Below are 12,843 nucleotides of genomic sequence, written 5' to 3'. Positions count from 1 at the left end.
AAATAAATTGGCTTTTTCTATACTTAAAGCCGTAAAAACAAGTAACTTTGTCCCATCTACAGAAGATTCTGCTTATGAAATCAACACTAATTAGCTTTCTTACCCTAGCCATGCTATGTTCCATTCAATTAAATGTGCTCTTTGCACAGGATGGAACTCTTAATTCTGACGAACTATTCTTACGAGCACGTACCGAAGCTTTTGACAATAAAAATTATAAGGCAGCTGTTGGTTTAGCAAAACAGGCCTTACAAAAAAGTCCCGATTATACCGACATCAGCGTATTTCTAGGTAGATTATATACTTGGATGGATCAGCCTGATTCTGCGAGGATGGTATTCAAGCAATTAGAATTAAAAAATACGACCGACGAGGATTTCCATTTAGCGTTTGGATCCTTAGAATATTGGGAAGACCAAAATGAAGAGGCCCTTCGTGTTGTGAACCGTGGTCTATCTTCACATCCTCAATCGACGGATTTATTATTGCTGAAGGCAAAGGTTTTAAATGCGTCAAAGCGCTACGCAGAAGCCAACGAACAGCTAAATGAACTGCTTGCCGTAGACCCGAAGAATAGCGATGCACGCGAATTAGTAAATGCTATCCGTGAGCAGGTTGGTGGAAATGAGATAGGCGTTACATATAATTGGATGCACTTCGACAAGCAATTTGCGGATGATTGGCATATTGTGGGTGTAAGTTATAAGAGAGGCACGCCGATTGGCTCCTTCATTTTTAGAACCAACTTTGCAAATAAATTTGGTAGCAACGGAACGCAATTTGAACTTGAAGCTTACCCACGTTTATCTAAAATGTTCTATATGTACTTAGGAACCGGCTATTCCAATAGCGACGGTATTTTCCCAAAGTTTAGAACCGGAGCCTCCTTATACGCTAATTTGCCAGCAAGCTTTGAAGCTGAAGTTGGGTATAGGCAATTGAAATTCACTGAGAATGTATGGATGTATACCGCATCCGTAGGAAAGTACTATAAGAACTTTTGGTTCAACGCTCGGACATATTTAACACCTGGCGATGATAATATTTCGCATTCCTACGCCGGTACAGTACGCTATTATACAAAAGGTGCGGACGATTACTTTGGACTTATCGTTGGCTCTGGTATAAGTCCGGAAGAGAACCGAGAGAACCTCCTAACGGACGATAGCTATAAATTGAAAACTTTTAAAACCGGATTAGAATATAACCTGAGCGTAAAAGAGAAAAACCTGTTCTCCATTTCCGGCACATACTACAATGTAGAGTATCAACCAGAAGTTAAAGACAATCAAATAGACATAACGGTTGGTTACAGACGCAGATTCTAAAATCTGCTACTGGAAAAACTTGTTGTAGATTGAATCTGGCAACAGAGAAGACGATTTGATAAACTGCTTGTTCATCTCGCGGAACGCATCAAATCGTTTTTTCGTTGTTGGATCCGCATTCGCGTCGCCAATCGCATCTTCAGACAACTTATTATCCAACTTAAATGCACGATTATCATTGATATGCACGTTGGAATACACAAAGTCAATCAGTTGAGATTTGCTTTGCATAATAGGAACCCCCATGCTCTGCTTGGCAGCACCGACGTCTAGACCCTTCCCTATCCAAGTTACCTGTTCAGGAGTTCGTAGCTGGTAATTTTCTCGATAGTAAGCTAAAATGGATGGCGCAATATCAAAATGGCTTACGGTATGATGAAACTTGCGTTTATTTTTTAATAGAGGCGAGTACACAAGTAATGGCACGTGATAACGATCGATCTTGCTCTGCAACGGTATCTCAGGCATGGCATGATCCCCAGTGATAATAAATATAGTATTTTTGAACTCTTCGCGCTGACGATAATCTGCAAAGAATTGACGCAAAGCATCATCGGCGTTGATGACCGAAATCAGTTGCTTTTTATTTTCCATTGCCAGGCCGTATTTGGCTTTGGGCAGTTTAAGCTGTTGTAAGCGCGCTTGAAAAAGTGCCTCGTATTTTTGCGCATCATTGATCAAAAACGGATTATGCGTGGATAGTGTTAGTGTAATATGGAAATAAGGTTCGGACTGCTTTTCCGACAGTGCACTTAACTGAGAAAGCACCGCTTGATCTTCATAACCCCAACTCTCGCCATTTGTACCTGGAAGTCTCCGATAGCCGGCAGGGAAGCTCGACTCATCGAGGAGTACATCTATATTATTAGCTTTTAGATACTTCGCCATAAAATCGAAGTTAGAATCTCCACCGTAAACAAACCCTGTTTTAAATCCGTTAAAAGCTAAAACATTCAGCAAGTTAAAGTGCTCAGGATAATCTTTTTGTTCAAGAAAACCGGAGGTACCAAAAGGTAGTGAACCTAGTACCGTCGGCAGTACTGAAAATGTTCTTCCGGAGGAACTTAAATTATTATCCCATACCAAGGAACTGTCTTTGAGCTGGTTTAAGAAAGGCGTAAAGTCTCCTATGTAGCCATCCGAACTGCTATATGCTTTGCCGAGGCCTTCAACTAAAATTAAAACTAAGTTAGGTGCTTTTTCAGCTTTCTGGAAATACTGGCCAAACACATCCATAGTCTGCTCATTCTGCAGGAATGGGTAAGCTGCGTTCAGTGAACCGACGGACGACTCAATCGAACTAGCAAATACACGATCTCCAATATTATCCGATAATAGATCGGCGTTGCTGTAGAGAAAGAACCCTAGCTTACTGCGTTCAGCAGTCTGCATAAAGTCATCCTTGGAGCTCCCGGTTACTGCACCAAATAAAGCGAGGTAAATCAATGCTATAAAACCCGCTGATAAAATGGAAAGCGCCTTTATCGTCGAACCCTTAATTTTACTGCTCAGGAATTTTATACTCATGATTAGGGCTAGCAGTCCTATCATTAACAGAAATACATTCAACCAATTAAGAACATTACTTGCACGAAGAATTCCAATTAGTTCTTCGGAAGAGTAAAAGAAAAGATCTGTTCCCAAGAGGTTTCGGGACTCAATAAAATAGAAAGCTAAAATTAATTGAATGGTCACTGCAGCGGCTGTAATAATTGGCAACATCCAATTGGCTAAACGCTCATGGGACAATGAAATCAAAAGATAAACTGCCGCTACTGGTAAAAGAAAAACCATAGCCGTTAGGGCATTATTGGCCAACAGCACAGCAAATGATTCCATGGTTTTGAACTGCTGAACGCTGCTTCCATAAATAAACCATTCCGCAATGCTTGTCAGCAGAACAAAGATGAGATAAACAAGCGCCACAGGACTAAATTGCTCCATGAGCCATTTGCCATAGCGCAAGGCTTTTTCTTTAAAGCTTTCGTCCTTCTCCTGCGAGAACCCTTGTCTCGTCATTTCTCCCCATCCATTCTTTTTCCTAAAATAATCGACCATACCGGCAATTCCGGCGCGTACGACCAAGGGATGGAAATAAAACGGTTCGAGGGCAGCCGTTGCAATCAGTGTGGTTAGATCTTTTCGCTTGGAATATACTTGATGGCTAACCAAATCCACCGAAACCGCATAGACGGAATACAGAATACTGGAAAATACAACGAGCAGGAATAAGGCGAAAAAGAATGTCCAATTAATAATCCCAAACAGTACAAAAAGAATGAAGATAATATAGCCTGTAAATTCCACAAAGGGACCCAAGAATTCAAAGAAAAACCAATACGGTAGGCTTAGCATACCCAGTTTACCGTATTTCGGGTTGAACATCAATTTACGATGTGTCCAAAGGGTTTCCATGGTGCCCCGCATCCAGCGGTTTCTTTGCTTTTTTAACACTTCCTTATCTTCAGGTACTTCCGTCCAACAAAGAGGATCCGGAATATTGATAACCTGATGTGGTAGATCTTTTTCAATCATGTAGCGTCTCATCCGCACGACAAGCTCCATATCCTCTCCAACGGTGCTATGGTCATATCCTCCACAGGCAAGCACAATCTCCTTGTCAAAGGCTCCAAATGCCCCTGAAATCAAAATTAATCCGCTCGCTCTTGACCATGCCATTCGGCCTAACACAAATGCTCGGATATATTCCAACGCCTGGCTCCGCCCTAACCAGGTTTTAGGCAGATTAACTTCGACCACCTTGCCATTCTCTATCTTACAATTATTCGCTAAACGAATAACACCTCCGCACGCAATTAACCGCTTATCCTCTTGCTCCATAAAAGGCTTGGCAAGCTTTAGTATCGCCTCCTGATCAATAATACAATCGACATCAATACAGACAATATAATCGCTTTTGGAAATATTTATCCCTACGTTGAGTGCATCTGCCTTACCCCCATTCTTCTTATCTACGACAATTAACTTCCTGAATGCAGGATTCTTACTCTTATAAACCTGAACTACTTCTTGAGTTTTCAAATTGCCGCTTATTGCGTAGCTTACTTTCTCTAAATGATAAGCTTCGACAAGTCTTTCGATGGAATCATCTTTAGAACCGTCATTGACAATAATAATCTCTAACTTATTGTAGTAGATCGATAACAAGGATCGCACGTTTTCTACAATTGTCTTTCCCTCATTATAAGCAGGCGCAATCAGGCTAAAACTTGGTGCATTCGGATTCGTGGCAATTAACGAATAGTCCGTATAGATATTGCCGTATTTATAACGCGTTACGGCGCCATAGGAAAATATGGCGATCCAAGTATAGACACTGAATATTCCCATTGAATAGATCAAGAATAGCCAGACAACAATTTCGTAAATGACCTTTGCTATTTCGTTCATCGCTTATTATCCAATACGTGGTTTAAAACTAGTAGATTTGGATCTCCTTCGTTAAGAGATAACCTTAAGTTATTCAAATAATTAAATTCACCTATCGAAAAAAGTGAATCAGCAATATTCACTCTTCCTCTTTGCGTAGGGTAAATACTCAACTCCTTTTTTAAAAAGTCAATCTGATCTCTTGCACGGGTATAACCCAAACCTTTGATGATCTCCTGCTGCTGTGCCTCTTCCATGAACGGAAATCGCGCCACAAGCTGTTCCGAAGTATCGAATACATCAAGACTGAACATTGTGCGTATCACTTCCAGCTGCACAGCATGATTCGGATAATTCAATATTTGAATTAAATCAGCATGTAGCTCTAGCACTTTGAATTTTTGAATAAGTTTTAGTGAAAATATGATAACGGAGGGGTTTGCGCCATAAAGCCACCTGAGCAATCTTGGAATTGCATCCTTTGGCAACTGCTTAATAAAACTGATGATACGTAACTGTTGCCAGTCGGATAGTACTCCGTTGAACTGATCCAGAAAAGCCAATCCCTCAAAGCCTTCGAAGTATACTATAGCGTATTGTGCTTCCTGCCTAACACTAAGGTGATTGTGATTCAGCATTGACTTGATTTCTGGAAGAGCCTCTTCGGCTCGCATCACCTTCAAAACCTGAATACCTCTAGCTATCAAATAGGGCTTTTTGCTCCTTAATAGTGCATAAGCTTCCTCATTCAAATGATAGATGTAGAATACGCGTTTCAATATTTGAGCAGCGACGCCGGAGAACTTGCGTTCAGATTCAACCAAGCGATTAAGAAAATAACGACGAAACTCTCTATATTTTAAGTAATACGTGATATCCTTATCGATATACACCTCATCAACAGACCCTTCTATGATGACTTTGGCTAAATACTCCTCCACCAGTTTCTTCCACAGCTGTCTGCTTTCTACGATCTTATATTCGCGAAAACTGAAAATCAAAAGGGCAAGAATAACTAAAAAAACGAGAATCAAAATTGTTAAGATTCCGATCATTAGTTCATGTAGGGTGAGTACCGGCTCCATCTTCCTCCTATGGTCTGTTCAATAATTTATTTATACGCAGAATCAATTCATTAGGACTAAAAGGTTTGATCATATAATCAGAAGCTCCCATTTCGAATGCTTCAATGACGATTTCCTCCTGTCCCATGCTAGAGAGCATGATGATTGGAATAGGTTGCTCCAACAGTTTTACTTCAGCAAGAATTTCTATTCCAGAAGCAAAAGGCATCATGATATCGCTAATGATTAAATCAATTTTTTGACTTCTTATCAATTCGATCGCCTCTTGCCCATTTCTCGTAAGAATTACTTCAAATCCTTCTTTTTTTAGTTTATGCTCAATAGTTTTAAGAATCAATTCATCATCTTCGGCTAATAACACAACCATCTTCTACGCTTTAATTTTTATTAATAGTTTCTGTAATAATTCAATTTCGTTGGTCAAATTCGATATTTCATCGAATGGTAAATTGCCATTTATAAACTTCTCCTCCATATCAGCTGCCATTCTATTTAGCAGGATCAACCCGGCTGTACTGGACGTTCCACGAAGTTTATGCAATAGCTTTTTGATCTGCGGAACGTCGCTTTCCTCGCGAGCGAGATTCAGCCGCTCTTTTTGCAGCTCCAACTCTCCTAAAACAATACCGATAAACTCTTGTTTGAAGTCGGCATCATTATCGGTCGATTCATCCATTATGCTTTCGTCGAAGTGAACAGACATTTCGACTTCGCTGACTAAATCAGCTTCTAAAGCCTGCATTGCTTTCGTCACCATAGTCTTAAAATCGCCAGCCTTAATTGGCTTCGTGAGAAAATCGGTCATTCCAACTTCTAAACATTTCTCCTTTTCACCAATGACATTCCCTGCAGTGATACCGATAATAGGCACCTGTTCGTATCCCTTCATCGTTCGGATGCGCTGTGTGGCTTCGATTCCATCCATCAATGGCATCTGAATGTCCATCAGAATCAAATCGAAAACAGATGCTTCGCAGGCTTCTACGGCAAGAACACCGTTCTCCACACTGGCGGTTTCACATTGTGGCAATACGCCCTCAACAAGCCTTAGGTTCAAAGCCATATTTACAGGGTTATCATCCGCTACAAGCACACGAAACGCTTTTTCCAGGTGCTTAGCAGACTCTTGTTCCTCAACAACAGACTTTTCGGTCGTCTGGGTTTGTCGAAGAATCCTATATAATTCTTCAGAAATAATCGGCTTTGTCAGACAATAGGAATTCTGTTCCTGACGGAATTGCGTCATATGTTCCTGATCTTCAGACGAACAATGTGAAACTAGAAGTGGGATAGGTTCGCCCTGTTGGTTCAAGAATTCTTTGATCTTTCCGATGGTTTCTAAACCATTCAATATTGGCATACGGTAATCCATCAAAATAGCGTCAAAGCGTTTTCCGTCTAGATAAAGCTGTATTGCTTCAAACCCATTGCCGACAGAAGTCGTCTTAACTCCCTTATAAGCGAGCATATGCTCAAGAATTACGCGGTTATTTACATTATCATCAACGATGAGCACATTCTCCACCGATAAGTCATCATTCTGCTCTTCTGTATATTCGTAGGGCACTTCAATCTCAAATGAGAAAATCGATCCTTCATTGACCTTACTTTCTAGCGACAATTCACTGCCCATATAGCGCAAAATATTATTGGAAATTGTCAGCCCAAGTCCTGTACCACCAAAACGCTTACTCACAGAACTATCTTCTTGCATAAAGGCATCGAATATGCGATGTTGCTTTTCTTCCGATATACCAATGCCCGTATCGCGGACCGAGAATCGAAGTCTCACTTTATCCTGCTCAATATTGGTTCTTTCAACACGAAGCTCAATTTCTCCTGTCTCGGTAAATTTCACAGCATTCCCCAAGAGGTTGATCAAAACTTGTTTTATTCGCGACTCATCAATATAAATAAGATCTGGAAGACCTTGTTCGATATTTAGGAGCAGCTCTATGCCCCTATTTTGCGCTTGGTATAGAATAACATGTATTACTTGATTGACGAGCTCATAGGGATTGTATTGGTCTATGTAGAACTCCAATTTTCCAGATTCAATCTTTGAGAAATCCAATATATCGTTAATGATAGAAAGCAGATTATTTCCCGACTCATTAACATATTTTAGATATTGCTTCTGCAAATCGTTCAGTGGAGTTTTCAATAGTAGGTCCGAAAATCCGATAACACCATTTAAAGGCGTACGAATCTCATGGCTCATATTTGCTAAGAATTCTGATTTAGCCTTACTTCCTATATCAGCAAGTTTTTTGGCATTTTTCAGCTCTTCGTTCTTAGCCACTAACTCGGATATATTTTGCGAGAATATAATAATTCCGCCGATGGTCCCATCAGGTAATCGCCATGGTCTCACTTCCCAATTGTAATGCTGGGCATGTTCATGCTCTTCACGCTTAACAACCTCATCTGTATTTTTATACGGTATTCCTTCTAAAGCTTTACGATAGATTTCCTTGCGCCGCTCTGGAATATTAGGGAATACCTCATAAAGATTACGATTTGGCACATGATTGTCGATGTAATGAAATTCTTCTTTCCACTGTTTGCTTATCGTTAGATAATTCAAATCTTGATCAAACATGGCTACGGATGCAGGCACATAATCGACGAACGTTTGCAACATAGACTCCTTTCGCTCTAGCTCCAGAAATAACTGTTTCGTTTGATCGATGTCTTGCATAATCCCAAAAACGCGCGTACATCGTCCATCAATTATCTCCGGAACACCCTTAATTCGAATCCAGATATATTCGCCCGATGCTCTTCTCAGTCGAGTTTCAATATCATAGGATTTGCCGGATAAAATAGCCGTCTTAAAGAGTTCTGATAAAGTCTGACTGTCCTCATCATCAAAGAAAGAGAATGCATTCTCAAGCGTAGGTTTAAAATCGTCGGATACGCCATGGATTTGGCGCGTAGGACCAGACCAATAAATTTCATTTTTTGCGAGGTCCACTTCCCAGCCCCCAACTTGTGCGACCTGACTACTTTGCTCTAGAATTTGTTTTGTGTGCTGAAGATCTTTCTCTAAGGTAATACGCTCGTTCATATTAAGCGCGGAACTTACGACATAGGCACTACCCTCCGCGTCGATCTCCAAAATGTTATTATATAACCAATAGATCCATTCGCCATCCTTATGACGTAACACCATCATGCCACTATCTTCACCTTTTTGCTTTATTCGCTCTAGATAGGGTTTAATTAGCGAACGATTTTCAGGAGGTACAAGATCAAGAAGATTAAGACCCTGAACTTCATGCGAAGAATAGCCTAAGACTTTTCTTCCCATTTCATTGACCCGAAGAATATTTCCATCCAAGTCATGCATACTCATCAGCCCTATACCATTCTCAAAGAAGTTCCTGAATCTCCGTTCGGAAACCAAAAGCTTCACTTTCTCAGCGTTCTCCTTACTTATGTCGCGGCCGAATGCAAAGATCTCTTTATTGTCGGGATTGTATTTTAGATTCCAATTGATGAAAGCTTCCTCTTCCGAAGGCGTTTCTGTGCGTGTCTGAACCTGTACTTCTCCATTTGTTTCTATGGTTGATTGTAGTGCTTTGAGCACAGTTTCATTTGCCTGAAGCACCTCAGGGAAACTCATGCCCACGGCTTCCCGAGTCGAGAAAGCCATGAGATCAGCGAACGCAGGATTGACTTCTTTGATTATAAAATTGTCATCGAGCACACAAATCATGTTTTGTGTTACAGAAAGTATCTGTTTAAAATACGCCGCTTGGGTCGATTTCCTCCTAGCTAATAATAAGGCTACAACAGCATCCGCTAGCTTCGCTAGTTCCGAAAGCTGTTCCTCCGATATCGTTTTGGTAACAAAATCAACAACACATAAGGTGCCTAAGGCTAAGCCACGATCGTCTAAAAGCGGAACGCCGGCATAGAACCGAATTTCAGCAGCACGAATCAATGGGTTATCCTTCGTTCTAGGATCTTGAAATGTATCTTCAATCATGAGCGGCTCTTCGCTCATCATCGTATATTGACAGACGGTATTCCTTCTTTCTACGGTTTCTAAATTAATGCCAAAACAGCTTTGAATACGTTGCATATCTTCTTCCATTATTGCGATGATGGAAGATGGACATGCGGTAATCCTGCATGCCAATTCGGCGAAAATATCGAGTTCTGGCATCTTGCCAAGTCCCATTAAACCGAATGAGTATAACATATCCAAGCGCTCTGACTCATTTGTCGGAGTACACTGCGAGTTCATGTTGCTTTCTATAGGTAGTAATTAATGCACCGCAAGATAGCGATATAAAGCGGCACAGTCCTGTTTTTTTGAGTAAAACAGATAAACTTGCCGAATAGTTTTAAAATTATCTTAACGATTCTTAAAACTTATCTATTGTTTCAAGCCTCACAACAACAGAAAGATTGGCGATTAGGTAAAAACATTTTATAGCATCGATGAAAAATGTTTCATTTTTCATGACGAACAATAGGCATAGCCTCCCAATCCAAACGATATATCATTACGCATAACCTAAATGCCATTATGAATAGGTAGATATTTTTTCTCTAAACGTACTTTTGCTATTATTTAGAATCATTACAAACAAAAAAGATGAGAATTTATTACTTATCAGAAGGTGTCTAAAAAGGCGCCTTCTTCTGTTTTATAGCTTTTGCGATTTCATTACTGTTTTCATTTTTGAGTTTTAAGCAGTAAGTCGATATTTTATGGTTTTAACGCTCCTGACTCCAATTTTTATGGTATATAGTGTTTTATCGCTATAACCATTCCCAAAGAAGACATCGTTTGCCCACTTTTTCGCCCATTTTCTGAGGTTATGGGCAATGGCCATCAATCCGAACTCCACAGCGACTTTCTCCAGTCCTTTCATTGTGAACCGGGTAAACCTGTTGTTGCTTTTCATCTGACCGAAAACGGATTCCACTTCTATGGGTCGCTTGCTTCGATGGTACATTCCCTCTTCCGATATCAGCCTTTCCCGGGCTTTATCCTTGAGCTGATTGAGTCTATGGTTCACTTCAATGAGCCGATCGCCTTTAGCTTTATGACACCCACTGCGCATCGGGCAGCCTTCGCATCGCTGAGCCTGATAACAGCTGACCTGGGCTGTGTATCCGTGGGCACTAACTCTGGTTGCATGACCGATAAAGCTGAGCTTCTGTCCTGCGGGACATACATAATAGTCATCTTGCTGGTTGTAATACAGATTCTGTACCGAGAAAGGATCCTGTTTATGCTTGCGCTTCTGTTCCACATGAAAGTAATTGTACTTGACAAAGGCAGTTATGCCCTGTTTTTCCATCAATTCATAGTTCTGCTCGCTACCATAACCGGCGTCTGCTACAAGCTGTTCGCTTTGTTTTCCGTAATGGCACTCAAAGCCTTCCAAATGTTCCGGCAGGGTTGTGGTGTCGGCAGTTGTTTGATGGATGCTGTAATGGGTGATGAACTGATCTTCGGTGCTGATTTGGGTATTATAGGCTGGCTTAAGCTGGCCATTCTTCATGTGGTCCTCTTTCATCCGCATAAACACAGCATCGGTATCGGTCTTGCTATAACTATTGCGATCTCCCAATACTTCCAGTTGCTCTTCATATTTCTCTAGTCGAGGCAAATAGTCCTCTTCAAGTTTCTTAAGTTGCTTATCAGTAGATTTATTGGCTCCTTTGAACTTGGCATTGATCGCTTCGATCTTTTCCTTCAACTGACTGCTATCGATGGCCTTGCTAACTTCTTGATTACCTAATGAAGATTGGTCTTGGGCGATCTGAGCCTCGATTTCCGAAAGAACCGAAGCAATGTTTGCTTCTAACTTTACCTTATTCCTCTCGACCGATTTCTTCCAAACGAACGTATAACGACCAGCGACAGACTCGATCTTGGTACCATCTACATATTGAACTTTCAAGCTAACATACTCCATATCATGTAGCATACGAACGATACTGGCAAACAGCTCTTGTATCTGTCCTTTAAGACGCTTTCCTCTGAAATAATTGATCGTACGATAATCAGGTGTACTGTTCCCTGAAAGCCACATGAAATGGATGTTCTCGTGAAGGGCCTGCTCGATTTTTCGGCAAGAATAGATATTGCTTAAATAGGCGTAGAACAGCACCTTAATGAGCATTCTAGGGTGAAAACTAGTGGTGCCTCCGCCTTTATACTGACGGATAATAGGTTCAAGATCCAACTGGTCAACAACCTGACTCACCAAACGAACCGGATGATTCATTGGAATACGATCTAAAATATTCTCAGGAAATAGACTCGGACTATTGGATGGAAGCGCTTTGAATTGTATGTTTGCCATATTGTTTTTTTGGGTGCACCTTAAGATACAAAATCTTAAGGACAAAAAAACAGAAAAACCCCGCCATTTTTTAATGACGGGGTTCTTTCTTTAAGAGACCTTTTTAGACAGCCTCTCTATGTTTTCTCCTCCTATTTTGTTCATGCAAAAAGGAAGACAAACCAAAACTACCAACGGATCCTATTCAAGGGGAAAAGGTCGTCAGAAATTTAAAAGCAGACTACATGACCAAGCCTTACTTTAAGTTTAGCACGGGCGAAGTGGTCAAAAAACCAGGAGATGATAACTGGGACATTTGCTTTGAGCATGCACAGCTGAAAATTAATGGTGGTACCATGGGCAACCCGGTCCGTACAGGCAATGCGAAAGCCATTATTGTGCATACGGCCTATCAGAATATCAAAGACATCCCAAATTTAAGCGACTTAAAGCAAGATGACGGCAGGACGGATTTCGCCTTAGGCTATCGCAGCGGTGGGAAAACTTGGTATTACATGGATGAAAATAATTTCTACATGCCCTATCCTGAAAAGACAATGTTTATTCAAACGGCCGATCAAAAGGGATTTGTAAAACTACAGATCTTAAGCTTCTACCGAGATATGCCTAATCTGAAAGGTGAGACTTATGAGTCCATCAGCACGCGCGCAGGCTTCTTCACCTTCCGATATCAATACATAGAGAAAGGACAACGATTCCATTAATCTA

General features: G+C 40.8%; 6 protein-coding genes and 1 pseudogene. 2 read left to right on the top strand and 5 right to left on the bottom strand.

Going from position 1 to position 12,843, the window contains the following annotated elements; translation table 11 throughout:
- The first annotated feature begins 74 nt into the window (after positions 1-74).
- Positions 75-1,328, top strand: a complete 1,254-nt coding sequence (locus DSM08_RS07235; RefSeq protein WP_149525531.1) for a YaiO family outer membrane beta-barrel protein — start codon at positions 75-77, stop codon at positions 1,326-1,328.
- A gap of 6 nt (positions 1,329-1,334) precedes the next feature.
- Here DSM08_RS07235 and DSM08_RS07230 read toward each other — a convergent pair whose 3' ends face one another.
- The 5 genes and pseudogenes from DSM08_RS07230 to DSM08_RS07210 form a co-directional block, all read right to left on the bottom strand.
- A complete protein-coding gene (locus DSM08_RS07230; RefSeq protein ID WP_149525530.1) occupies positions 1,335-4,739 on the bottom strand; it encodes a sulfatase-like hydrolase/transferase in 3,405 nt (1,134 codons plus the stop codon).
- Complete coding sequence (locus DSM08_RS07225) at positions 4,736-5,803, bottom strand: hypothetical protein (RefSeq protein WP_149525529.1); 1,068 nt, start codon at positions 5,801-5,803, stop codon at positions 4,736-4,738. The genes DSM08_RS07230 and DSM08_RS07225 overlap by 4 nt, the downstream gene beginning before the upstream one ends.
- A 7-nt stretch (positions 5,804-5,810) precedes the next feature.
- Positions 5,811-6,170: a response regulator transcription factor gene (locus DSM08_RS07220; RefSeq protein ID WP_149525528.1), complete on the bottom strand. Its 360-nt coding sequence runs from the start codon at positions 6,168-6,170 to the stop codon at positions 5,811-5,813.
- A 3-nt stretch (positions 6,171-6,173) separates the two neighbouring features.
- Complete coding sequence (locus DSM08_RS07215; protein WP_149525527.1) at positions 6,174-10,058, bottom strand: PAS domain S-box protein; 3,885 nt, start codon at positions 10,056-10,058, stop codon at positions 6,174-6,176.
- A 535-nt stretch (positions 10,059-10,593) separates the two neighbouring features.
- Positions 10,594-12,135, bottom strand: a pseudogene (locus tag DSM08_RS07210) (IS1182 family transposase); the annotation flags it as partial.
- A gap of 224 nt (positions 12,136-12,359) precedes the next feature.
- On the opposite strand from DSM08_RS07210, the gene DSM08_RS07205 reads away from it, so the two are divergent.
- Entirely contained in the window at positions 12,360-12,839 is a 480-nt protein-coding gene (locus tag DSM08_RS07205) for an HmuY family protein (RefSeq protein WP_149525526.1), read from the top strand.
- Positions 12,840-12,843 lie beyond the last annotated feature (4 nt).

This window comes from Sphingobacterium hotanense (assembly GCF_008274825.1).
In the GTDB taxonomy this organism is placed as follows: Bacteria; Bacteroidota; Bacteroidia; order Sphingobacteriales; family Sphingobacteriaceae; genus Sphingobacterium; species Sphingobacterium hotanense.
This window is presented reverse-complemented; position numbering and strand designations above follow the sequence as displayed.